The 23,856-nt window shown below is 64.1% G+C and carries 21 protein-coding genes and 1 pseudogene; 7 read left to right on the top strand and 15 right to left on the bottom strand.

What is annotated here, in order from left to right:
• From infB to ACEQXE_RS12945, 6 genes and pseudogenes are all read right to left on the bottom strand, one after another.
• Positions 1-1,870, bottom strand: a pseudogene (gene infB, locus ACEQXE_RS12970) (translation initiation factor IF-2); the annotation flags it as partial.
• A gap of 53 nt (positions 1,871-1,923) precedes the next feature.
• Positions 1,924-2,622, bottom strand: coding sequence for a DUF448 domain-containing protein (locus ACEQXE_RS12965; protein WP_370179908.1), 699 nt, complete (start codon positions 2,620-2,622; stop codon positions 1,924-1,926).
• Complete coding sequence (nusA, locus tag ACEQXE_RS12960; RefSeq protein WP_370179906.1) at positions 2,603-4,270, bottom strand: transcription termination factor NusA; 1,668 nt, start codon at positions 4,268-4,270, stop codon at positions 2,603-2,605. The genes ACEQXE_RS12965 and nusA overlap by 20 nt, the downstream gene beginning before the upstream one ends.
• On the bottom strand, positions 4,270-4,848 hold the full coding sequence (gene rimP / locus ACEQXE_RS12955; protein ID WP_370179904.1) for a ribosome maturation protein RimP: 579 nt from the start codon (positions 4,846-4,848) through the stop codon (positions 4,270-4,272). Before rimP ends, nusA begins: the two co-directional genes overlap by 1 nt.
• Positions 4,849-4,992: 144 nt before the next feature.
• On the bottom strand, positions 4,993-6,468 hold the full coding sequence (locus ACEQXE_RS12950; protein WP_370179903.1) for a M28 family peptidase: 1,476 nt from the start codon (positions 6,466-6,468) through the stop codon (positions 4,993-4,995).
• A 25-nt stretch (positions 6,469-6,493) separates the two neighbouring features.
• The gene (locus ACEQXE_RS12945) at positions 6,494-7,252 is read right to left on the bottom strand and encodes a 3-hydroxybutyrate dehydrogenase (protein ID WP_370179901.1); all 759 of its coding nucleotides are present in this window, start codon (positions 7,250-7,252) and stop codon (positions 6,494-6,496) included.
• 135 nt (positions 7,253-7,387) lie between these two features.
• On the opposite strand from ACEQXE_RS12945, the gene ACEQXE_RS12940 reads away from it, so the two are divergent.
• The 3 genes from ACEQXE_RS12940 to ACEQXE_RS12930 all read left to right on the top strand — a co-directional run bounded on the left by ACEQXE_RS12940 (position 7,388) and on the right by ACEQXE_RS12930 (position 12,150).
• Complete coding sequence (locus tag ACEQXE_RS12940) at positions 7,388-8,266, top strand: neutral zinc metallopeptidase (protein ID WP_370179900.1); 879 nt, start codon at positions 7,388-7,390, stop codon at positions 8,264-8,266.
• 37 nt (positions 8,267-8,303) lie between these two features.
• On the top strand, positions 8,304-9,914 hold the full coding sequence (locus tag ACEQXE_RS12935) for an ATP-dependent Clp protease proteolytic subunit (RefSeq protein ID WP_370179898.1): 1,611 nt from the start codon (positions 8,304-8,306) through the stop codon (positions 9,912-9,914).
• A gap of 163 nt (positions 9,915-10,077) precedes the next feature.
• Positions 10,078-12,150: a TonB-dependent receptor plug domain-containing protein gene (locus ACEQXE_RS12930; RefSeq protein WP_370179897.1), complete on the top strand. Its 2,073-nt coding sequence runs from the start codon at positions 10,078-10,080 to the stop codon at positions 12,148-12,150.
• A 91-nt stretch (positions 12,151-12,241) separates the two neighbouring features.
• On the opposite strand, the gene ACEQXE_RS12925 is transcribed toward ACEQXE_RS12930, so the two are convergent.
• Both ACEQXE_RS12925 and ACEQXE_RS12920 read right to left on the bottom strand, forming a co-directional pair.
• Positions 12,242-13,954: a M56 family metallopeptidase gene (locus ACEQXE_RS12925; RefSeq protein WP_370179895.1), complete on the bottom strand. Its 1,713-nt coding sequence runs from the start codon at positions 13,952-13,954 to the stop codon at positions 12,242-12,244.
• On the bottom strand, positions 13,951-14,340 hold the full coding sequence (locus ACEQXE_RS12920; RefSeq protein WP_370179894.1) for a BlaI/MecI/CopY family transcriptional regulator: 390 nt from the start codon (positions 14,338-14,340) through the stop codon (positions 13,951-13,953). The genes ACEQXE_RS12925 and ACEQXE_RS12920 overlap by 4 nt, the downstream gene beginning before the upstream one ends.
• A 179-nt stretch (positions 14,341-14,519) precedes the next feature.
• Between ACEQXE_RS12920 and ACEQXE_RS12915 the strand changes: the two genes are divergently transcribed.
• A complete protein-coding gene (locus ACEQXE_RS12915) occupies positions 14,520-15,518 on the top strand; it encodes an LLM class flavin-dependent oxidoreductase (RefSeq protein WP_370179893.1) in 999 nt (332 codons plus the stop codon).
• A 3-nt stretch (positions 15,519-15,521) separates the two neighbouring features.
• Here the strand turns inward: ACEQXE_RS12915 and ACEQXE_RS12910 are convergent, their stop codons facing one another.
• The 7 genes from ACEQXE_RS12910 to sdhC all read right to left on the bottom strand — a co-directional run bounded on the left by ACEQXE_RS12910 (position 15,522) and on the right by sdhC (position 21,121).
• A complete protein-coding gene (locus ACEQXE_RS12910) occupies positions 15,522-16,397 on the bottom strand; it encodes a glycoside hydrolase (protein WP_370179892.1) in 876 nt (291 codons plus the stop codon).
• Complete coding sequence (locus ACEQXE_RS12905; RefSeq protein ID WP_370179891.1) at positions 16,398-16,871, bottom strand: thiol-disulfide oxidoreductase DCC family protein; 474 nt, start codon at positions 16,869-16,871, stop codon at positions 16,398-16,400. It lies immediately after the preceding gene.
• Positions 16,868-17,965 (bottom strand): saccharopine dehydrogenase NADP-binding domain-containing protein, encoded by a 1,098-nt coding sequence (locus ACEQXE_RS12900; RefSeq protein ID WP_370179889.1) that lies wholly within the window; start codon positions 17,963-17,965, stop codon positions 16,868-16,870. The genes ACEQXE_RS12905 and ACEQXE_RS12900 overlap by 4 nt, the downstream gene beginning before the upstream one ends.
• A complete protein-coding gene (locus ACEQXE_RS12895) occupies positions 17,962-18,429 on the bottom strand; it encodes a DUF2269 family protein (RefSeq protein ID WP_370179888.1) in 468 nt (155 codons plus the stop codon). Before ACEQXE_RS12895 ends, ACEQXE_RS12900 begins: the two co-directional genes overlap by 4 nt.
• A 15-nt stretch (positions 18,430-18,444) precedes the next feature.
• On the bottom strand, positions 18,445-20,277 hold the full coding sequence (gene sdhA / locus ACEQXE_RS12890) for a succinate dehydrogenase flavoprotein subunit (protein WP_370179915.1): 1,833 nt from the start codon (positions 20,275-20,277) through the stop codon (positions 18,445-18,447).
• Between the two features lie 62 nt (positions 20,278-20,339).
• Positions 20,340-20,726, bottom strand: a complete 387-nt coding sequence (sdhD, locus tag ACEQXE_RS12885) for a succinate dehydrogenase, hydrophobic membrane anchor protein (protein WP_370179887.1) — start codon at positions 20,724-20,726, stop codon at positions 20,340-20,342.
• Positions 20,726-21,121: a succinate dehydrogenase, cytochrome b556 subunit gene (gene sdhC / locus ACEQXE_RS12880; RefSeq protein WP_370179885.1), complete on the bottom strand. Its 396-nt coding sequence runs from the start codon at positions 21,119-21,121 to the stop codon at positions 20,726-20,728. Before sdhC ends, sdhD begins: the two co-directional genes overlap by 1 nt.
• Positions 21,122-21,292: 171 nt before the next feature.
• On the opposite strand from sdhC, the gene ACEQXE_RS12875 reads away from it, so the two are divergent.
• From ACEQXE_RS12875 to ACEQXE_RS12865, 3 genes are read left to right on the top strand one after another with little or no spacing between them, the layout of a single operon-like run.
• On the top strand, positions 21,293-22,003 hold the full coding sequence (locus ACEQXE_RS12875; RefSeq protein ID WP_370179883.1) for an SDR family NAD(P)-dependent oxidoreductase: 711 nt from the start codon (positions 21,293-21,295) through the stop codon (positions 22,001-22,003).
• Positions 21,993-22,946, top strand: coding sequence for a subclass B3 metallo-beta-lactamase (gene bla, locus ACEQXE_RS12870; RefSeq protein WP_370179882.1), 954 nt, complete (start codon positions 21,993-21,995; stop codon positions 22,944-22,946). The genes ACEQXE_RS12875 and bla overlap by 11 nt, the downstream gene beginning before the upstream one ends.
• The gene (locus ACEQXE_RS12865; protein WP_370179880.1) at positions 22,943-23,854 is read left to right on the top strand and encodes a 50S ribosomal protein L11 methyltransferase; all 912 of its coding nucleotides are present in this window, start codon (positions 22,943-22,945) and stop codon (positions 23,852-23,854) included. The genes bla and ACEQXE_RS12865 overlap by 4 nt, the downstream gene beginning before the upstream one ends.
• Positions 23,855-23,856 lie beyond the last annotated feature (2 nt).

Here is a 23,856-nt window from a genome sequence, read left to right as displayed (position 1 = left end):
CGGTGCGCTTTTCGGTCGCCTTTTCCTGGCGATAGGCCGCGACTTCGCGCGCACGCTGTTCGTTTTCGACAACCGTCAGAACGTCGCCTGCGCTGGGCACACCGCCGAGGCCGAGGACCTCGACCGGCATCGACGGGCCGGCCTTCTTGATCTGCTTGCCCTGATCGTCGACGATCGCACGGACACGGCCGCTTTCGGTACCGACGACGAAGGTGTTGCCACGCTCCAGCGTACCGCGCGTAACGAGCACGGTGGCAACGGGGCCGCGACCCTTGTCGAGCTGTGCTTCGATGACAGTCGCCTCGGCCATGCGGTCGGGGTTCGCCTTGAGTTCTAGCAGTTAGGCCTGAAGCGCGATCTTCTCGAGCAGTTCGTCGAGACCAGTCTTGGCCTTGGCCGAGATTTCGACATCCTGCACATCACCCGACATCGATTCCACGATGACTTCATGTTCGAGCAGGCGGGTACGGACATTGTCCGGGTTCGCTTCCGGCTTGTCCATCTTGTTGATGGCGACAATCATCGGCACGCCCGCGGCCTTGGTGTGATTGATGGCCTCGATCGTCTGCGGCATGATGCCGTCGTCGGCAGCAACCACCAGCACCACGATATCGGTGACATTGGCACCGCGTGCGCGCATTTCCGTGAAGGCGGCGTGGCCCGGCGTATCGAGGAAGGTGATCTTGCTGCCGTCCTTGGTTTCCACCTGGTAGCTGCCGATGTGCTGGGTGATGCCACCGGCTTCGCCCTTGGTCACATTCGTGCCTCGCAGCGCGTCGAGCAGGCTGGTCTTGCCGTGATCGACGTGGCCCATGATGGTGACCACCGCCGGGCGCGGCTGCAGCGTTTCTTCCGGGTCGACATCTTCCTCGCTCTTGAGGTCGATATCGGCTTCCGAAACCTTCTGGATGTTGTGGCCGAACTGTTCGACCAGCAGCTCTGCCGTATCCTGGTCGATCGTCTGGTTGACGGTGACCGCCATGCCCAGGCTGAACAGCTCCTTCACCAGGTCCGCGCCCTTTTCGGCCATGCGGTTGGCAAGTTCCTGCACGGTGATCGCCTCGGGCACGATCACATCGCGCACCTGCTTCTCGCGCGGCTTGGAGGACCCACCACCCTGCAGGCGACGTTCCTTCTCGCGCGCACGCTTGAGCGCGGCGAGGCTGCGCGCACGGCGGCCCTCGTCCTCGTTGAGCGCCTTGGTAACGGTGAGCTTGCCAGAGCGACGCTTGTCGGGGCGTTCGGCCCCGCGTGCAGGCTTCTCTTCCTTCTTGGCTTTCTTCTCGGGCTTCTTGGGTTCGGGCCGCGCGACAGGCGTGAACTTGCGCGCGGCAGGGCGCGCAGCCTTGCCATCGTCGCTTCCGCTCGTCTCGCCTTCCGGCTCCGCAGCGGGAGCCTCGGCTGCGGCCTTCGCCTCTTCCGCGGCGCGCTTTTCAGCCTCTTCGCGAGCCTTGGCGTTCTCCTCGGCGCGCTTCTTCTCGTCCTCGGCCGCCTTCTTGGCCTGCTGATCGTCACGCTTGCGCGCTTCTTCTGCCAGCCGCAGGCGCTCTTCCTCGGCCTCGCGCTGCAGACGCGCGACACGTTCCTTCGGGGTTTCCCCGGCAGGCGCAGCGTTCTTGGCCGCAGGCTTCTTGGTTGCGGGCTTGGGCGCGGGCGCCGGTGCCGGCTCGGGAGCCTTGGCCTCTTCGGCAGGAGGAGGCGGCGGCGGAGCGGCTTCGCCGGGCTTAAGGATCTTGCGACGACGCTTCACCTCGACCGCCACCTTGTTGGTGCGGCCGTGGCTGAAGGTCTGCTTGACCTCGCCCGATTCCACGCTGCGCTTGAGGCCAAGCGGCTTGCGTTCCCGGGGCTTGTTTTCGTCGTCGCTCATAAAACTCGTTTCTTCCTTCAAATCACATCGTCGCGAAAAAGAGAGACCGCCGTCTAGGTGGCCTCCTCCCCTTCGCTCACGTCTTCAGACGCATTCCGGTAATGCAGCAGGCGCTGCAGGGCCTGATCGACCCGCTCCGCCGCCGCGTGGTCGGAGAGCGCCAGATGGACGACATTGTCGCGGCCCAATGCCACAGACAGCGCCGCGCGGTCCAGTGGCAAGCGCGTTCCGCCCTCACCCGAACCTTCGCGATCCATTCCGACGCGCCATGCCTGGTCGAGCTTGCCAGAACCGCCCTCGCTCGCATCGCTGGCATGATAGAGTGCGGCGAGCACCCCGCCGCGCGCATGCTCGGCAATACGCTCCGACCCCAAGATAAGGTTTCCGCCGCGCATTTCGAGACCCAGCCGGTCGGTCAGGGTGCGCAGCAGGCCCCCATCGATCTGTTCGGGCAGGTCGTCGGGGACTTGGGGCGGGAACGATTTGAACGCGCGGGCGAGCGCGCCCTTGAGCCTGCCCTTCTCCATCGCCTTTTCCAGCTCGGCGCGAGAAACGCCCAGCCATGCCCCGCGACCCGGTGCACGCGCACGCGGATCGGGCAGGACGTGTCCTTCGGGCGAGATGGCGAGCCGGATCAGCGCGGCCCGCTCACCATGGCGTCCGGTCAGGATGCACTTGCGCTCCGGCGATTTCCCGCCGGGGCGCGTGCGCTCGATTGTCGGGCTCAGGCTCTCATTGTTCGGAGTCCGCATCGGCGGCCTCCTGTTCGGCTGGCGCTTCGGCTGCTGCCGGTGCGCTGTCTTCCTCGTCTTCGAACCAATGCGCGCGGGCAGCCATGATGATTTCGTTGCCCTGCTCTTCGCTCAAGCCGTATTCACCCAGCACGCCGCCCTTGTCCTGCTCTCGCATTGGGCGATCGCGGCGCATCGGCGGACCGTCGGTGTTGTTCCGGCGGCGCGGGGCTTCGCGTTTCTTGGCGATCAGCTCGTCGGTGGCAAGATCGGCCAGGTCGTCGCGGGTCTTGATCCCGGCCTTGCCCAGCGTGACGAGCATTGCCTCGGTCAGGATCGGCAGGTCTGCCAGATCGTCTTCCACACCGAGTTCACGGCGCGTTTCGCGATGCGCAGCTTCCTGGCGTTCGAGCGCTTCGGATGCACGGCTCTGCAATTCTTCGGCCAGTTCTTCGTCGAAACCTTCGATCATCGCCAGTTCGTCCAGCTGGACGTAGGCGACTTCTTCCAGCTCGGCGAAACCTTCGGCAACGAGCAGCTGCGAAAGCGTCTCGTCGACGTCCAGCTCTTCCTCGAACATCTTGGAGCGCGCGGCAAATTCCTTGCTCTGCTTTTCCGAGGCTTCTTCCTCGGTCATAATGTCGATCTGGTTGCCCGTCAGCTGGCTGGCAAGACGCACGTTCTGGCCGCGACGCCCGATCGCGAGCGAGAGTTGGTCGTCGGGGACGACCACTTCGATGCGGCTCTCGTCCTCGTCCAGCACCACGCGGCTGACGGTGGCGGGCTGGAGCGCGTTGACGATGAAGGTCGCCTGGTCCTCGCTCCACGGGATGATGTCGATCTTCTCGCCCTGCAGTTCCTGCACGACGGCCTGCACGCGGCTGCCCTTCATGCCGACGCAGGCACCGACCGGGTCGATGGAGCTGTCATGGCTGATGACGCCAATCTTGGCGCGGCTGCCCGGATCGCGGGCGGCGGCCTTGATCTCGATGATGCCGTCGTAGATTTCCGGCACTTCCTGCGCAAACAGCTTGCGCATGAAATCGGGGTGCGCGCGGGTCAGGAAGATCTGCTGGCCGCGGTTGTTACGCTCGACCTTGCTGATCAGCGCGCGAATGCGTTCGCCCACACGGGCCGCTTCGCGCGGGATCTGCTGGTCGCGGCGGATCACGCCCTCGGCGCGGCCAAGGTTCACGATCACGTGGCCGAATTCGACCGACTTGATCACGCCGGTGATGATTTCGCCGGCACGATCCTTGAATTCCTCGTACTGGCGCTCACGCTCGGCATCGCGGACCTTCTGAAAGATCACCTGCTTCGCGGACTGCGCATCGATACGGCCAAGGTCGACCGGAGGCAGCGGGTCGACGATGAAGTCGCCCAGCGACGCGCCATCCTGCAGCTTCTGCGCCTGTTCCAGGTTCACCTGCTTGAAGTAGTCCTCGACCTCTTCGACCACCTCGACCACGCGCCACAGGCGCAGGTCGCCGGTGTTCGGATCCAGCTTCGCGCGAATGTCGTTCTCCGCGCCGTAACGGTTACGGGCGGATTTCTGGATCGCTTCTTCCATCGCTTCGATCACGATCGACTTGTCGATCATCTTTTCCGAAGCGACCGAGTTTGCGATCGCGAGGAGCTCCGCGCGGTTTGCGGAAATGGCAGTGGCCATCAGTCGTCAGCCTTTTCTGGTTGGTCTTCTTGTACTTCGTCGGCACCTGTCGTGTCGAGCGGTCTGGTCGCGGCAATCAACGCATCCGTCAGGACGAGCTGCGCCGAGTGGATCTGGTCGCGCGGGAGAGAGACCTCGCCCGCCTTGCGGTCAGTGAGGGTGACGGTGTCACCCCCCGGACCATTGGCAATGCCCTTGAGCTCGCCGCGATAATTGCGCTGGCCGTCATAGCCCTTGGCCATGCTGATCTTCGCTTCGTGCCCGGCCCAGTCGGAAAAATCCTTCGCGCGGGTCAGCGGGCGGTCGATGCCGGGCGAGCTGACTTCGAGGTGGTAGGCCCCTTCGATCAGCACGTCGCCCTGCTCTTCCAGCGCGTCGATCCTGGCGGAGACTGCACGGCTCAGCGCGGCGCACTGCTCGATCACCAGCTGCCCCGTCGCAGGGTCTTCCGCCATGATCTGGAGCGCCTGCGTGCCGTCACCGGCTTCGGACGGCATCATTTTCACGCGCACGAGTTCGAAGCCGAGGGCCTTTGCCTCGGGCTCGATGATCTGTGTCAGTCGCGCGATATCCGCCATAAGTCTCCGTTTTCATGTCCAATCGACATAGCATGCAGCTTGGCGCCGGTGCCTTTCGGCCCGGCCCAACTTGGTGCCAGCAATGTCGGGATGGCGGTGAGATAGGCCGGAGCGCTGCAAATTGCAACGCGAAAGAGGAAACAATCAGTCGCCCAGGCCCGGATAGGTCGTCGTGCTGCCGAAATAGCGGATGAGTTCGGCGTGGAGCAAAGTATCTTCTGCCGCTCCTCCCAGTTCCATCGCTGCCGAAAACTCGTCTTCCGGCCCATGATAGGGGCCATTCAGGAATGCTTGGAAAACCTCTTCATCGGCCAGGGTGCCCCCGACCATTACCGTGGACACACCTTCGCGCAGGAAAACCCAGCCATCCTGCCTGCGGATAAATTGCGCCTGCAGTTCCGATGGCAGAATCTCGCGTCCAAGCGAGCGTGCAACCTCCGATATCCCGTAGTCGAGCGGTGTCTCCCCTGCCCCCAGGATGACGACCGGCGCCCCGCGTGGCGCGATGGCGACCGTATCGATGTTGAAGCCTGCGACGATGGTGGGAAGCGGTACTGGCGGATCGGCGACGAAGGCTTCGGCGCCCAGCAGCCCCAGCTCTTCGGCGCTTGTCGCCAGCACGATCAGATCGCGATCCATCGGGCCTTCACGCGCGGCCAACCGCACTGCCTCGACCATCACAGCCAGTCCGCTCGCATTGTCGACCGCGCCGTTGCACAGCCTGTCCGGCGCATCGGCCGACCTGCATTCATCCCCTAGGTGATCCCAGTGCGCGAGGACGATCAACGCGCCTGCATCCTCCACCTGCCCCGGCAGGATGCCGATGATATTCGCGGTTTCGATGCGGCTGACATCCTGTGCGATGCTGCCTTGGAGAAGCGTGTCGTAAGCGATGACACCCAGCCCGTCGGGCTGCCGCTCCGCATTCTTGCCGATCAGTTCCATCAGGCTGGTACTGTTTTCGGGCGAGAGCAGGAAAATGGCGGGCGCTTTCGTTTCGCTTTCAAGCCGCCAGCGGCCGCGAGCTACGAAGCCGGCGACCTGATCGAACGTCGCCCGGTCGGCGGTGGTGATGACCACAGCCTTGGGATCGGCCTGTTCCAGCTGGGATGCGCGCTTGAGCAATTCCGAAGCGGGGATCACCAGTGCGCGGTTGACCAGCGACCCTGCCTTGAGCGCTGCCAGATCGGCATTGACACCAACCATGGGGACATCGGCAAGCGACGGATTGTCGACACCTGCATGCGACCCGATTACGCCTTCTGCAAAACGGACTGTGCGGCTGCCCTTGCGGATAGAGGCCTCGCTCGACGAGGAGTCCGGCTTGGCACTGCGGCGGACAAGGGTGAAGTCCTGGGTCCAGTCAGCAGCACCGCTCTCATCCTGCCCCAACCCCGGACGAAGGCCCAGTTCGGCATAGCGTCCGATCAGCCAGGACCGCGTTTTTTCCTCTCCATAGGCTCCGGGATAGCGACCGCCGAAGCTATCGTCGGCCAGCACCTCGATATCGCGTGATAGGCTCGCCTCGATCATGTCGAGCGACGGCGGCGGTGGCGCTGAGGGCACGCTTGCGCACGCACCCACAAGCAATGCCGCCATGCCTGCCAGAATATTGCGCATTGTCACCCCCACGTGTCCCGCTTCCCTAGTCGGCGGTCCAACCGCCATCGACGCTCCAGTTCGCGCCATTCACATTGGCCATCGAATCGCGACACAGGAACACCGCCATTTCGCCGATGTCTTCCGGCTGGACGAATTTCTTGGTCGGCTGCTTGGCAAGCAGCACCTGGTCGATCACCTCGTCGCGGCTCATGTTACGCGCCTTCATGGTGTCGGGAATCTGGTTTTCGACCAACGGCGTCCAGACATAGCCCGGACTGATGCAGTTGGCCGTAACCCCGCTGGTCGCCAGTTCCAGCGCGACCGTCTTGGTAAGACCCGCAATGCCGTGCTTCGCGGCCACATAGGCGCTCTTGTAAGGCGATGCGACCAGCGAATGCGCGCTTGCGGTGTTGATGATGCGACCCCAGCCCCGCGCCTTCATGTGCGGTACGGCCAGCCGGATCGTGTGGAACGCTGCCGACATGTTGAGCGCGATGATCTTGTCCCACTTGTCGACAGGGAATTCATCGACCGGGCTCACGTGCTGCATGCCTGCATTATTGACCAGGATATCGATCCCTCCTGCCGCCGACATCATTTCCTCGATCGCGGCAACATCGGTCAGGTCGCTGTTGAAATAAGCCGCGCCGCCCAGTTCTTCGCGCAGTTTTGCGATCTCGCCCTCATCACCGAAGCCGTTGAGGACGATGTCTGCCCCTTCCGCATGGAGCGCGCGGGCGACGGCGAGGCCGATCCCCGAAGTCGAACCGGTGACAAGAGCCTTCTTACCTTTAAGGAACATCGCTAGCCTTTCGAGGATTAACCAAGCCGTGTGGGGCCAACTTGCGCGAAGGCGAGCAGGTACCGCTGGCAGGTGTGTGCATTGCAGGGCGTCCCTTCACATGCGCGCAGGGGAAAGAACAAGGGGAATAGCGCAATGCGGCTCAATCCATTCGACACCGACAATATCGATGTGCGCGGCAGCAGCAGCCGCTTCCCAGGCGGTGGTGCAGGGCAATTGGGCTGCGGCACGCTGATCCTTGCAGGTGTCGTCTCGCTGCTGTTCGGCACCGATCTGGGCCAGACGATCGCCGTGTTCGAAACCGTCGACCAGGCTACGAATATTGGGCAGACCGCAAATCCTAATGGCACCATGAGCGAGCAGGAGGTCTGCACGCAGAACGAATACGCGACCGAGGCGTGCAACGCCCTGCAATCGCTCAACGAGACCTGGCAGCCGGAATTCGAGCGTGCGGGAATCGAATTCCAGCAGCCCTTTCTTCACATTTTCAGCGGCGGCGTGAACACGCAGGGATGCGGCAGCGCGTCATCCGCGGTCGGCCCGTTCTACTGCCCTGCCGATGGCGGCATCTATATCGACACCAGCTTTTACGACCTGATGCAGCGCGAACTGGGTGCGAACGGCGACTTCGCCCGGCTCTATGTCGTGGCGCACGAATACGGCCACCATATCCAGAACCTGACCGGGCTGGCGGGGCAGGTGCGCAGCGCGCAGCAGCAGGACCAGCGCCGCGCAAACGAACTCAATGTGCGCATGGAGCTGCAGGCCGATTGCTACGCTGGCGTGTGGGCCGGCAAGAACAAGAATCGCATCGAACCCGGTGATTTCGAGGAAGGCATGCGCGCTGCCGCCGCAATCGGAGACGATGCCATTTCGGAACGCATGGGAGGTAGGGTCTCGCCCGAAAGCTTCACCCACGGTACCAGCGCACAACGCATGGAAGCATTGCGGCTGGGCATGAACAGCGGCAACGATACCGTGTGCGACCGCTATTTCGCGCCCGACTCGTTTTAGGCGCGCTATCGTTTTGGGGGGCTGAGCCGGACACGCGATGGACTTCATCCGGAACCTTTTCACGCTGTTCCAGCGATTGCAGGCGATCGTTCGCGACGGCCAGAAGCGCCGGGACCTGCCGGGCATGGTGATGGCGCTGTTTGGCGAAACCTTCGGCGGCGGGAACGATGCGGACGGACAGGGCGAAGGTCCCGCAGTTTACCAGGGTGCACGCGCGCAGGCCGATCAATCGAAGCCCGAGATGGCATCGCGTGCCACCGCCCGCAACAAGGCCTCGCGCAATGACGACCTGCCGCAACCTGCCGTTTATCGCAGCGCCGATGGGGCCGATCCGCTAGCCGGGCTCGAGTCGGCGCGTGCACCGGCGCGCAATGCGGACGACAGGGACGAACGTTTTCCCGAGCCTGCTTCGGCCACGCCCCTCCAGCGCGAAGACTACGACTACCAGCCTGCCTCGGCCGACCCTGCAGACGAGCCCGCAGAGCCCGCTTTCGAGCCCGCGAGCGCATCGGGCAGCCCCGCTATCGAAGAGCCCGTTACCGCCTCTGCCGCAGTCGCGTGGGACGATGAGTCGGATGGCGGAGAGGCGGTTGCAGAAGATGCCGCCGACGAATCTTCTCCGGCAAAAGCCTCTCCCGAACCAGCCTTGCCCGAGACGCCCGAGCCTGCGAGCGAGGCACCAGCACCTGCCGATGGCGACGACGAAGAGGACGACAACATGTTCGACCTCGACAATTGGCAGGAGACCGCCCTGAAAGTTGCCGGGGTGGGCGCCGCTGCAGCGGCCACGGCTGCCGGGGCGATGGCTATCAAGGATCGCTTCTTCGACGGTGACGACGAGGATGATGGCGATGCAGAAAAACCTGCCATCCCGCTCGGCCAGGGTGACGAAGCCGTTTTTGAAGACGATCAGGATGGCGCTGCCGGCTGGACTGCTGCGACCGCCGCCACTGCTCCGCTGGCTGCCGCAGCGGCGATGCCCGCCACCGGCGCGAATAACGAGGATGCATCCCAGCAAACGGCGCCCGCGCAGCCGCGCCGCCCGCACCCGGTGGAGATCATCCCTGCCGATCCGCGCAATCCTGCAACCCAGCCAGCCTCGCAAACCCTCGCCAACCCCGGCATCCGGCTCTACGGCACGCTCGACGCGAAGATGTACGCCGAATTCACCGAAATGCTGGCCGAGCAGACGCCCGGAGGCCCGATCGTGATCGCGCTGACCACGATGGAGGGTGACCCGGAAATCGCGCGCAGCATGGCCGACGACATTCGCCTGCTGCGCGATCGCGGGCGGCGCGAAATCATCTTCCTCGGCAAGACGGCGGTATACGGCGCTGGCGTGCTGTTCATGGCCGCCTTCCCGGTAAGCCACCGCTACCTTACCCGGGCGACCAAGGTGCTGGTGACGGAGAACAAGCGTGCCCAGCCGCTCGAACTGGCCGGCGGCTCGCTGCGCAGCGTGGCCAGCCAGCTCGAACATGCGCAGCGCGAAATCCAGCGCGAAATCGCGCAGGAAGACGAGGATTATCGCGCCATCTCCGAAGGATCTAACGTCAGCATCCAGGAACTGCGCGAGAAGGCCCCGCACGACTGGTACATCACGGCCAGCGAGGCCAAGGCGATGGGGTTGATCGCCGAGGTCGTTTGAGCCTCTGCCGTTAAGCCTCAGCCATCTGTTGCAGGGCATTCAACCGACGGGTCGCGCCACTTGTCGCTGTTTGCTCGACAATCAAGGAGCCGAAGCTACTCCCCTCTCCAGAGCGCGCCCCCATTCCCCCCAAGAAGCGCGCCGGACGAGGGAGATCATACGGATGCAGTTTTCGCGCCGGTTCACCGCCGCCTGCCTGGCTTCGGCCGCCTTCACCACCCCCGTGATAGCGCAGGACGACGCCGCCACCACATCTACCGCCCCCGAGACATCCGTTGCCGCAATCGAGAACGGGCAGGTGTACCAGCCGGCTTTCTTCCAGCGTTTTGCTCCGCAAACCGCGCTCGATATGGTTGGCCAGGTTCCCGGCTTCGGCATTACCGGACAAAGCGATGCGCGCGGCCTTGGCCAGGGCGGCGCCAACGTGCTTCTCAATGGGACGCGCTTTTCCGGCAAGTCGGTCAGCATCACCGATGCTCTCGGCCGCATCCCCGCAGCAGACGTCGTCCGGATCGAGCTGCTCGATGGGGCATCGCTCAATATCCCGGGGCTCTCCGGCCAGGTCGTCAACGTGGTGTACGAAAGCGGCGGTGGTGGCGGCCAATTCCGATGGTCGCCGCAATTCCGGTCCAGCGGGACGGACCCGCTGCTGACCAATGGCGAAATATCGTGGTCGGCAACGTCAGGCCGCGTCGACTACACGGTCAGCCTCCAGAATACCTCGGCCCACCAGGGCAACGAGGGGCCGGGCTTCCGCTATGACGGCAACGGCGATCTGGTCGAAACCCGCTACGAAAACCTGTTTATCGAGCGAGAGCGCCCCAAGCTGAGCGGTACGATCAAGTACTCTGGTGCCGGTGGCGACGTCGGCAACTTGAGTGGCGCATTTCAGCTCTATCGGCTCGACTATCTGGAGCTGCGCGACGGCAATCTCGGCACGCGCAAACTGGTGCAGAAGGAAGACGAATATAATTACGAGATCGGCGGCGACTATGCCTTCGATCTGGGGAGCGGCAGGCTCAAGCTGATCGGGTTGCGGCGCTTCGAGGCAAGCGATTTCCAGAACACCGTGCGATCGACATACGCTGATCAAAGCCCCGACACCGGATCGCTGCAGGATCTCTATATCGACGAGACAGAGAGTATCCTGCGCACGGAATACGCCTGGAAAGCTGGCGCGAACGACTGGCAGATTTCGCTGGAGGGCGCGCTCAATTCGCTTGCCACCGCAAACGAGGTTCAGCGGCTCGATCCCACAACGGGCGGCCATGTGCCAGCTTTCGCATCTCCCGAAACCGTGGTGGAGGAAAAGCGCGCCGAGGCCGCGATTACCTGGGGGCGCCAACTGGCCGCCAATCTCTCGCTACAAGCCTCCATCGGCGGGGAATATTCGGAGCTTTCGCAAAGCGGCCAGCGCGGCAAGATGCGCAGTTTCTGGCGCCCCAAGGGCTTTGTTTCGGCGGCTTGGAAGGCGACACCGGATCTCGACCTGCGGCTCAAGGTCTCGCGCGCGGTCGGCCAGCTCAACTTCTTCGATTTCGTCGCCTCGACCGATCTGGGATCGGGCAACAACCAGGCGGGCAATCCCGACCTTGTGCCCGAACAGAGCTGGGATATCGAGCTGGAGGCTACCAAGACGCTCGGCCCGTGGGGCTCGCTCACGATTACCGGCATTCATCGCGCCATATCCGACCGGGTTACGCAGATTCCCATCGGCGCGACCGACGAAGCGCCCGGCAACGTGGACAGGGCCACCATCAACTTCCTGCGTGCGCGTGGTACCTTCAAGCTCGATCCGATCGGCTGGCGCGGCGCGCAGATCGACCTGACCACGTTCATCCGCGAAACCAGTGTCTACGATCCGCTGGACGGGATCTATCGCCCCTTTTCTGGTTCGCAGCGGCGCCTGCTCGACGCCAGCCTGCGGCATGACGTGCCTGCGAGCGACTGGGCCTATGGCGGCGGCATCTATGCCTACGACAGCGAACCGGGCGTGCGTCTCAACCAGGTTAGCCAGCGGTCCCTGGATGGGGCCGATGGCTACGTATACGTGGAGCACAAGGATGTGGCTGGCCTTAAGCTGCGCGCGACAGTGGGCAACCTGCTGAATGCGGGGGATGTCTTCAGCCGGACGGTCTTCGTCAATCGGCGTGGCGGCCCGGTCGCCTTCAGCGAGGCCGAAGATCGCACCTATGGCACGATCTTCACCTTCGACATCAGCGGCAGCTTCGGCTGAGGGCGCTCACGGACATATAACCCCAAGGATAGAACAAGGGCGGCGCACCCGGGAATGAGGTACGCCGCCCTTTTTCGCACGCTACAGCTAATCAGTTCGCGCGTGCGATTTCCTGCATGGCCTGGTCGAGCGAGCGAAGTGCTTCGGCTCGCTCGCGCTCGCTCAGGCCCTTCTCGCGCTCAACCGCACGGCGGGCATTGGCAATCGCGCTGCGCGCACTGGCGAGCTGGGCGGTCCGGCAAATCACCATGACCTTCTTGCCATTGGCATTGGTCGTCTCACGCACGGTCCGGTCGCTGCCATCGCACTCGAACCTGAACTCAGGCATTTCGGCATTCGCCTTGGCGAGTGCTACGCGCATTTCCTTGTGAAATTCGCCATTTTCGCCAAGGCGTTCGCGCAAGACTTTCATCTCCTCGGCAAGCTCGCCTTTTTCGCCAAGGCGTTCGCGCAGGGCCTTCATCTCTACGGCAAACTCACTCTCTTCGCCCGCCAGGTCGACCACGATGCGTAAATCGTCCCCCAGCTTCTCCGCATCGAATTCCACTTTGCGAAGTTTTAAGACCTTGGCTTCGATCTCCGCGCGCTCTTCTGCCGTGGCTTCGCGACCATTGACCGTATAGCGGGTCTGCTCGACCGGTTTGCCCGAGCCATCCTTCACCACCTTGCGTTCAACCCAGACGACCCGTTCGCCTTCTTCCCCAACCGTAGTGCCCTCGGGCATTACGAAGACGTTGGTTTCGACATCCGGCGCTTCCGGCGCAGCGGATGCACCAGGTGCGGCAGGCGCCTGCGGTGGCGACGGCGGCGCAGGAGGCAGCTCGGCGGTCTGTGCCTCGGCGTGCGAGATCGTGGCGGTCAGCGGCAGGGCTGCAAGTGCACACAGGATCAGTGCGCGGCCAAACAGGCGGCGGCGGGGGGAATGATCGGACATGGTCAAGCTCCTCAGACGATGGATGATCGATTTGTCGCCCAGCACCGGGCATGCCATCGGCGCGGCGAGCGCATAATGCGCAGTGCCGTTGGCGCCGGTGACGAATGACGCGATTGTGTGGGCATAGGATGCGCGAAGCCGGGCATCGCATCGTGCGACCACGCGGGCATCGCAGGCCGCTTCCTGGTCGCGGCGCATCGCCCGCCAGCCAACCCAGCCCAGCGGATTGAACCAGTGCATGGCGAAAAGCGGCTGCGTGAGGGCATTGGCCAGCAGATCGTGCGCGCGGTGGTGTGCCAGCTCGTGCTCCAGCGCCAGATCGCGCTGGATAGGGTCGGTCTGCGCCATGAACCCGGCAGGCAAGGCGACGACCTTGTCGAACACACCGAAGGCGACGGGCGATGCAGTGGCCGGTGTTTCGATCAGGCGCACCCGACCGCGCGTGCCGACTTGGCTGCTCCCTGCCAGCAGATCGCGGCGCATCGCGAAATAATTGCGATAGCGCACGGTCAGGAAGGTCAGTGTGCCAACCAGCCAGACAACGAGCCCCACAAGCAGCCAGTCTATCGCTGGCGCGCTGGTCACCATCGGCTGCATCAGGGCGATCTCACCGGCGACCTCGACACCCGCCGATGGCCCGAGCGCAACGGGAACGGCCGCCGTGGATAGCTGCGAAACCGGCGGAGCAATCTCCGCAGGCAATACGATCGGGGGCATCAGCAGGCGCAGGAAGGGCAATGCCCACAGGGCATAGGCGGCCTGTGCCCCGAAATGGCGGGAGACCGGGCGCCGCAGGACAAGCACCAGCGCTATGAGCGCCCCGGTCCACGCAATGGTCTCGAAAGCGAAGCTCTGCAGGTCGATGCTCATTTGCGCATCTCCTTGAGCAGGCGTTCGATCTCGCCGAGGTCTTCGTCGGTCAAAGCCTCGCTCTCCGCGAGATGGGCGAACAGCGATGCTGCGCGCCCCCCGAACAGGCGATCGACCAAGCGGCGCGATTCCGTGCCGACATATTCCGAACGCTCGACCCGGGGAGAGTAGAGAAACCTGCGTCCGTCCGGCTCGGTCGCCAGAACTCCCTTGGTCACCAAGCGAGAGAGGAGCGTCTTTACCGTCGGCATGGACCAGCCGCGCGCCTCGCAAACCTCGTCGCACACTTCGGTGGCGCTGACCGGATGGCGATCCCAGATCACCTCCATGATCGCGTGCTCGGCTTCGCTTATCCGTTCGCTTCGTTCGCTGTCGGCCTTCGCCATCGCACCCTCCCTCGGTATTCGACTCCGCACTCGTCGATTACGACTGTAGCCATACCGACTACGGATGTAAACATGAAGCACGGATGAATGGAGCCAACACCTCAAGGAGTTCGTCGAGCCACACCATGCGTGTACCGACAACCTTTGAATTGCCCCTCCCCCGCCCCATCTCACCCGGCATGACCAAACTCTCCCTGCTCGATCTGCTTCACGTCGCCGAAGGCCGCGATGTGCGACACGCCCTTGCCAATGCTGCCGACATTGCGCGGCATGTGGAAGCGCTGGGGTTCGAGAGATACTGGTGCGCGGAGCATCACGGGATGGAAGGCATTGCGAGCGCCGCGACCAGCGTCGTGATCGGCCATGTCGCCGCCGCGACGACCCGCATGCGCGTGGGCGCGGGCGGCATCATGCTGCCCAACCACGCACCGCTGGTTATCGCAGAGCAATTCGGCACTCTCGACGCGCTTTTCCCCGGACGCATCGACCTGGGGCTGGGCCGCGCTCCGGGCAGCGACCAGCGAGTCGCCGCCGCGCTGCGCCGCAACCTCAACACGGATCCCAACGTATTTCCGCGCGACGTGGTGGAACTGCAAAGCTATTTCGCAAATGACGGGCGCACCGGCATTGTTGCGACCCCCGGCGCGGGCGCAGATGTTTCGCTCTACATTCTCGGCTCCAGCCTGTTCGGCGCGCAAGTCGCCGCGATGCTGGGACTGCCCTACGCCTTTGCCAGCCACTTCGCCCCACAGGCGCTCGACGAGGCGCTGCAAGTCTACCGCGACCGGTTCGAGCCCTCGGACATCCTGAGCGAACCCTATGCCATCTGTGGGTACAACGTGTTCGCAGCTGACACGGAAGAGGAAGCGCAATTGCTCGCGACCTCGATGCAGCAGAGCTTCGTGCGGCTACGGACCGGGAAGCCGGGCAAACTTCCGCCGCCGGTGGCGGGCTATCGCGAGAGCCTGCCCCCGCAGGCCTCGGCCATGCTCGACGGGGTGCTCTCCGCGACAGCCATCGGAACGCCGTCGCAGGTTCGCGACCAGATGAACGCCTTCGTCGAGCGGACACAGGCTGACGAGCTGATCGTCGCTGGATCGATCTACGATCACGAGAAGCGCAAACGCAGCCTGACCCTGATGGCAGAGGCATTCATGGGCGAGCCTGCCGCAGCCTAGGCTTCAGCAGACTTCGGCGGTGTTCTCCGGGATCGGCCCGGGTGGCACGCGCGCGGGGTGGCGCCAGAACGGGTCGGCCGCCAGCCGCGTCGTATCGCCATAGGCACGCGCCAGCACGGCGTGGAGCGCAGGGTCGTAGGCCTCCAGATCGTCGCGATTGAGGATCCGCGTTCCATCGACCACCGTCAGCCGGTTCGATTCGAACCAGAACTGCGTCCCTTCCGCCCAATATTCGTGCATGGTCGTCGCGGCATATTCGTTAAGCCAAAGGTCGTTGGCGAGCGCATTCGCGTAGGCCGCTTCGACATCGGCGTAGAGCGCCGGATCCGCACCTTCGATCGCGAACAGGATATTATGCGCGAACTCATGGACGAGGATCGTTTCGCCGTAATAGCGGCTAGTCCGCAGGCCGAGGATATCCTCTTCCGACCCGGCCGTGCGCGGCCCGCCAATGCCCCTTGCGCGCGCATCCCAGTAGGCGCGATCGGTCAGCGAACCGACCCGCTCCTCGTAATGCTTCTTCTCGCACCGGGTCAGGCGCGGGTCGTCGGGCGCGGGCCTGGTCCAGTGCGCATTCTCGGGCAGGTCGAGCAGCGCTTCGGTTTCCGCTATGATGGCGACACGATACCCCTCGCGCTTTAGCCACGCCGCGAGATCCGGGCGATACGCGAGCATGTCTTCGATCATAGCTTCGGCAGCGACCAGTGCTTCGTGCGAGACACGTGCCGACGACACCACCGGGATTCCGTCCGCGTCGCGGTACTGCGTGTAAAAGGCGGGAATGCCAAGCGTCGGAGGCGGGGCGGCGGGGCCGGTCGCGCAGGCCGCCAGTGCGACGATCCCGGCAAGGGCAGCGATCAGGCGTGGCGTCATCTGCATTCAGATCAACCGCGCACGCTGATCTTCGGTCAGAACCTGGCAGGCTTGCTCTGTCTTTCCGAACCACTTGTAGCGATTGCGGGCGACGAGATTGTAAACCGGGTCGAGGATGAAGTTCGGGATGATCCGGAATACGATAAGCGCCTTCCATAGCCCGCCCATCGCCCGCGCGACTTCGAAATAGCCGTCGAACTTGATGAAGGGGCGCCCGTTGCGGATGAAGAGATAGGTCTCGTCCCAGTCGACCCCGTAATGGCGGCAGAGTGCTTCGCCCAACCCTTCCTGCGCGGACGTAAAGGCAATCATGCCACGCTTGTCATGCCGCATGATGAAGCCGACCCCGGTGCCGCACAAAACGCAGTGGTGATCGAACACGAATACCGGCCGGCTCTCGTCGAAATCGGGCACGGCAGGGTCATCGCGGTAGGAGTAAGGCGCGAATTTCGCGAAGTCGGTCTGTGTCGTGATGCTCATTCGTCGATCGCCGTGATGTCCAGCCCGTCGAGAGCAGCAAGATACTCGTCGAGTGCAATCAGGTCGAGGCAGGGGCGTGCTCCCGGTGCAATGGCATCACCCGCGGCAAGTTTACGCGCGAACAGGATCGCGGGCATGCAGGGGATGTTCGGCCCATGCCCCTTCCGGGCGATGATCCAGTGCCGCCGTTCGACCGGCTGCCCGTCTGCGCCCCGCCCGCGAATGAACATGTGAAAGCCGCTGCGGTCGCTACCGAGCGGGCCGAACAGGAAGCTCGCGCGCAGTAATGCGCCTGCCCAGCGATCGAGCCGCGGCAATACGCCCGCTCGCACCCCCCAGCTCAGCAGCCAAGTTCCCCAGTGGAGCGAAGCAATCTCGTGCCCTGCACAAAAACGCATCGACTTGAGGTCGGGATAGCGCTGCGGAAACAGATCGAGGTCGGGAATGTCGCAATAGCCAAACCAGCGCCGCCCGAGTTCGGGATAAGTCCGCGAATGGAGGCCCTGCCAGCCCCATACACGCCGCATCGCACCATCGCGCAGCATGGTGAAGGGCCTGCCGACGTAGGACAGGATGGCGCTCGCCGTACCGAGCCCGCGATTGGTCTGCTGCGCCGCGCTGATGCCGTAGTCAACGTGCTCGACCGTCATCGCCTTGGACGCTTGGTCGAGGTAGGCGGCGGTCAGGCACGGTACCGAACTGGCGCCCGCGATCACTGCGACATCGGCTAGCCTCGCCGATGCATCGAGGGTGCCGATCCCGCACACGAAGGCGCGCGCGTCGGCAAGATCGCAATAATGCGCGCCGCAGCGAATCGCCGCTTGCGCGACCCGGTAGTCCTGCTGCTGGAAGGGGCCGACCGTATGGATCACGAGGTCGGGCGCGATCGCGCGCAACGCCGCCTCGGGCTCACGAATATCGACCACGGCTCCGCGCGCCGGGTTCGCGGCATCGAGTTCCGCCGCAAACGCATTTGCCTTGCCCTCGTCCCGCCCACAGATGACCAGCTCGATATCCGGGTTCGGCGCGAGCGCCCGCGCGACATAGCCGCCGAAATTGCCGTAACCGCCAAGGATCGCGACGCGGAAACTCATGAGGGCTTGGCTACCATCAGCCAGAAGACCAGGGCCAAGCCGACGAATGCGGGCCAGCCGAGCACAAACCAAGTTCGAATACGCCGCGCCAGCAGCCCCTCGTCAATTGCCGCACCGTCCAGCCTGGCCCGATACGCATCACGGATCTGCAATTGCAGCCGCACGACCGGCAGCCAGCACGCCAGCGCGACCAGATAGATCGCATAGGTCGCAAGCAGCCACGGGGCGAACGGGTCCACCCCGGTCATAAGGACCAGCGCAAACCCGCTGATCGGTTGCACCAGCCCCGCCGTGAGCGTGAAGATCATGTCCGCCACCGCCGTGGTCCGCGCGGCGAAATACGCCGCTGCAGGATCGCCGCTGCGCGTGCCCATCAGGAAGAAGAACGCAATCCCGATCCCTGTGCCAAACAGGATAGTCGAGGAAATGATATGGACCGTTTTCAGGAGCAGGTAGGTCTCCACGGCCCGGCGACCTCCTTAATACACCCGCTTCTTCGGCTTGATGTACTCGACATCGTCGGTCAGCGTGTATTCGTGCACCGGGCGGTAGTCGATCTTCATGTCGCCCTTGCCCGATCCCTTGGCGCCGCCGCCCCAACCATCGAACCACGTGATCGTGTGCTTCATCCAGTTCTTGTCGTCACGCTCGGGGAAATCCTCGTGCGCGTGGGCGCCGCGGCTTTCCTTGCGGTTCTCTGCCGAAGCCATGGTCACGCTCGCCTGCGCCATCAGGTTGTCGAGCTCCAGCGTCTCGATCAGGTCGCTGTTCCAGATGAGCGAGCGGTCCGACACGTGGATATCGGCCATCGATGTGTTTACTTCGGCAAGGTGCTTCTTGCCCGCCGCCAGCGTCTCGGTGTCCCGGAACACGGCGGCATGCTTCTGCATGGTCTTCTGCATGTCCTCGCGAATGCGCGCGGTCGGCGAGCCGCCCCGCGCGTGGCGGAAGTGGTCGAGCCGGGTTAGTGCGAGGTCAGCGCTGTCGGCAGGCAGCGCGTCCTGCTTCGCATGGGGCTTCAAATTGTCGCGCAGGTGATGGCCCGTCGCACGACCGAACACGACGAGGTCGATCAGCGAGTTAGAGCCAAGGCGGTTCGCGCCATGGACCGACACACACGCTGCCTCGCCCACGGCATAGAGGCCGGGCACGACATGATCGGGATTGCCGTCCGGCCCGTGGGTCACGACCTGGCCGTGATAATTACACGGGATGCCGCCCATGTTGTAATGCACGGTCGGCGTCACGGGCAGCGGTTCGCGCGTCAGGTCCACGCCGGCAAAGATCTTGCCGCTTTCGGTGATGCCCGGAAGCCGCTCTGCCAGCACCTTGGGATCGATATGGTCGAGGTGCAGGTAGATGTGGTCCTTATCCGCACCCACGCCGCGCCCTTCGCGCATTTCGAGCGCCATCGAGCGGGAGACGACATCGCGGCTGGCGAGATCCTTCGCAGACGGAGCATAGCGTTCCATGAAGCGCTCGCCCTCGGAATTGGTGAGATAGCCGCCCTCGCCGCGCGCGCCTTCAGTAATCAGCACGCCCGCGCCGTAGATGCCGGTCGGGTGGAACTGGACGAACTCCATGTCCTGCAAGGGCAGGCCTGCGCGCAGCACCATGCCGCCGCCATCGCCAGTGCAGGTGTGTGCGGAGGTCGCGGTGTAATAGCAGCGGCCATAACCGCCGGTCGCGAGCACCACCGCCTGCGCCTTGAAGCGATGGATGCTGCCATCGTCGAGGCACATTGCGATCACGCCGACGCAGCGACGATCCGCGCCCTCACCCGCCATGATCAGGTCGATCGCGAAATATTCAATGAAGAAGTCGGCGTCGTACTTCAGGCTCTGCTGGTAGAGCGCGTGGAGCATCGCATGCCCCGTGCGGTCGGCGGCAGCGCAGGTGCGCTGCACCGGCGGGCCTTCGCCCATGTTCTGCATGTGCCCGCCGAACGGACGCTGGTAGATCGTGCCGTCCTTGTTGCGGCTGAAGGGCACTCCTGCATGCTCCAGCTCGTAAACCGCCTGCGGGGCTTCGCGTGCGAGATATTCGATCGCGTCCTGATCGCCCAGCCAGTCCGACCCCTTGACGGTGTCGTACATGTGCCAGGTCCAGTGGTCTGGTGTGTTGTTGCCCAGCGATGCGGCGATGCCGCCCTGTGCCGCCACGGTGTGCGATCGCGTGGGGAAGACCTTGGAGATGTTCGCGGTCTTGAAGCCCGCTTCGGCCGCGCCCATCGTGGCGCGCAGGCCCGATCCGCCTGCGCCCACCACGACCACGTCGAAAGTATGATCGATGATCGGGTAGGCTTCGCCCACACTCTTGGGCCCGGTATTCTTCGGACGGCTGGTCCCCGTGTCGTTGGGGTTCTGGCTTGCCATCAGGCAGCTCCTGCAAAGGCGATGCTGGCGATGCAGAAGACGCCGAAGACGCCCCCCGCAATCGCTGCGAGATTGAGAAGAGCGATCAGCGCAAAGCGGCTGCCGCCCTGGTGGATGTAGTCTTCGATCAACACCTGCAGGCCCAGCCGCGCGTGCCAGAAGGTGCTGAGGATCAGCAGGATCATCGCTGCCGCGCTGATCGGTTTGGCAAGCCAGTCGGTGACCGTGCCGTAGTCGTAGGCGGGCAGCATCATGAAGCTGACCACCAGCCACAGCACCAGCCCGAGATTGCCGATCGCTGTGAACCGCTGGAGCAGCCAGTGATGCGCACCTTCATGCGCCGAGCCGAGGCCGCGCACGCGGCCGATAGAGGTTCCGTTACCCATCAGGCGAATACCCCCTGCTTGGAAAGAATGACGAACCAGAACGCGGCAGTCAGCAGGATCGCGAAGATCGGGCTGAGCGTGGACCACAGCTTGTTGGTGTTCAGCTCGTAACCCGCGCCAATATCCATCACGAAGTGGCGCAAACCGCTCATCATGTGATTGAAGAAGGCCCAGCTCAGGCCGACGAGCACGATGTAACCGGGGATCGATGTCGCCACGGCAGAGAACGTCGCATAGGCCTCTTCACCGGCAGCGAGAGCGCCCAGCCACCACAGCAGCACACCGAGACCGACCAGCGCCAGCCCGTCGCCGGTAACGCGGTGCAGGATCGAGGTCAGCATGTGCGGGCCCCACTTCCATATCTGGAGATGGGGGGAGAGTGGTCTGTTCGACATGACGGGTGCTTGATCCAATCTGACAGGACGGAAAGGCGGCTTTGCGCCTCCACTTAGCGGAAGCGCGACGAGGTTCAAGGCAGCGTGAGCAGATGTGCCACGCCCCGATACGCGCAGGCCGCTACGCGCAGGGCTTGGTTGAAGCCTGCGAAAGGCCTATCGCGAAAACACATGACTTGCATTCTCGTCACCGGATCGAGCCGCGGGATCGGCGCCGCCATTCGCGAACAGCTGGAGGCGCGGTGCGTGAAGGTGATCGGCCATTCGACGCGCGGCGATGACGAAGCCGAGATTGCGGCCGATTTCTCCGATCCTCCGGCGCCATCATTGCTGTGGGAAGAAGCGATGCGGCAGGCCGACGGCCAGATCGATGTGCTGGTCAATAATGCAGGCCTGTTCGACGCAAGCGATCTTGATCGGTCGGACATCGAATGGCTCGACGCATGGGAAGAAACGCTGCGGATCAACCTGACCGCCACTGCGCAGCTCAGCCGGTTTGCCGTGCGCCACTGGCAGGAAACGGGTCGAAGTGGGCGCATCGTCCATGTCGCCAGCCGCGCGGGCCATCGCGGCGATTCCCCCGCGCACTGGCACTATGCCGCAGCGAAAGGCGGGATGCTGGCGCTGCACAAGACCATCGCGCGCGCCTATGCCGGCGAAGGCATCTACAGTTTCGCGATCACACCGGGTTTCACCGATACCGCGATGGCGGGGGACTATCTGGAGTCGCGCGGTGGCCCCGGCCTGCTCGCCGATATCCCGCTGGGCCGTGTTGCCGAGCCGGAAGAGATCGCCGATATCGCCACCTGGTGCGCACTCGATGCCCCTCCTTCAATGACCGGCGCGACCATCGACGCCAATGGAGCCAGCTATGTCCGTTAGACTTGGGGCGCTGCTTGCGCTCGCGATGACCGTGGCCGGCTGCATGCCGCCCGAAGAACAGTCTTCCGTCCCGGCAGCCGAACCGCAGGCCAGTGTTGCGAGCTCGCTCGAACTGGGGACGAGCTTATCTAAATCGGCCTTCATCGAAGCCTGCGAGGACTGGGACGAATGGGACAAGCCGGCCCCGCCGTTCCAGCTGCTTGGCGACACATGGTACGTGGGCACCTGCGGTATCTCCGCGATCCTGATTATTGGCGAGGACGAACACGTGCTGATCGACAGCGGCGTGGAAGCCGCTGTGCCGCTGGTGCTCGACAATATCCGCGCGCTTGGGCTCGACCCGCGCGATGTCGGTTACCTGCTGATGAGCCACGAGCATTTCGACCATGTCGGTGGGCACGCGGCGCTGGTGGAAGCGACAGGCGCAAAGGTGATCGCATCGCCCGAGGCGGCAACGGTGCTGGAGAGCGGAACGGTGTCCCCGGATGATCCGCAGTCGGCGATCCATCCTGCGATGACGCCGGTGAAGGTCGACAGGATTGTTACCGATGGCGAGGTCCTGCGGATCGATGACAAGGACATCACCGCCCACCTGACACCCGGCCACACGCCCGGTGCCATGAGCTGGACGTGGCCTGCCTGCAGCCTGCCGTGGGAGCCGCCGCTGTGCCGGACCGTGGCCTATGTCGATAGCCTCTCTCCCGTATCGGCGGACGAGTACCGGTTCAGCGACCATCCCGCCCTCCTCACCGCATTCAGGGCAAGCATCGTCAAGGTCGCGCAACTGCGCTGCGATCTGCTGGTCACACCGCACCCATCGGCCAGCCGCATGTTTCCGCGACTGGTGAGCGGGGAGCTGCTCGGCGGGATGTCCTGTGCCGATTACGCCATTTCCATCGGCGACCGATTCGAAGCCCGACTGGCCGAGGAGGCTGCGAGTTGAAGAGCTGGAAACTGACCGCGCTGGTAGAACGGTCCGCCGCGGAAACCGCGCTGGCGGCCAGCAATGACGAGGATTGGGACAGCGAGCTCGTAATGAGCGCGCACGAGGTCGAGGCCGATCGCTACGATCCATTGAACGCGGGGCTGTGGCGAATCGAGGCTTGGTATCCGCGCCGCCCCGACCAGGCACTGCGGACTACGCTCGATCGCATGTTCGATGGCAACGCACCCGAGTTTGCGCTGGAAGAAGTCGAGCCGGAAGACTGGGTCACGCTCAGCCAGCATGCGGTAGCGCCGGTCCGCGCGGGGCCATTCCATATCCGAACGCCCGATCATGCGCCCGAACCGAACGCTATCGATCTGGTCATCCCCGCCAGCCGCGCCTTCGGCACCGGGCAGCACGAGACCACGGCGGGGTGCCTCGCCATGCTCGGCTGGCTGCGGACGCGCGGGATGCGCCCGCGAGACATCGCGGATATCGGCACCGGCACCGGCCTGTTGGCCATCGGCGCGTTGAAACTGTTTCCTGCCGCAAATGTGATCGCCAGCGATATCGACCCTGTGTGCGAGGAAATCGTGCGCGAGAACGCTGCCGGGAATGCTGTGGCGCTCGGCCAGCGGGCAGGCGCGCTCTATTATCTCACAGCGCCGGGCATGGATCACCCGGCGCTCAAGGCGCACGCGCCTTATGATTTGCTGATCGCCAACATCCTCGCAGGCCCGCTGGTCGAACTGGCGCCCGATTTCGCCCGCACATTGCAACAGGGGGCGCGGGTGATCCTGGCCGGACTGCTGACCACGCAGGAGGCACGTGTCACGCGTGCCTACCAGCGCGAGGGGCTGCGCCTCGAACACCGGATCGTCAATGGCGACTGGTCGATCCTGTGCCTCAGGGACGTGTGGGGTTGAGG

It is taken from the genome of Alteriqipengyuania sp. (genome assembly GCF_964222115.1).
Lineage (GTDB): Bacteria > Pseudomonadota > Alphaproteobacteria > Sphingomonadales > Sphingomonadaceae > Alteriqipengyuania.
The sequence above is the reverse complement of the archived record's forward strand: the minus strand, read 5'-3'. Positions and strand labels throughout refer to the sequence as shown.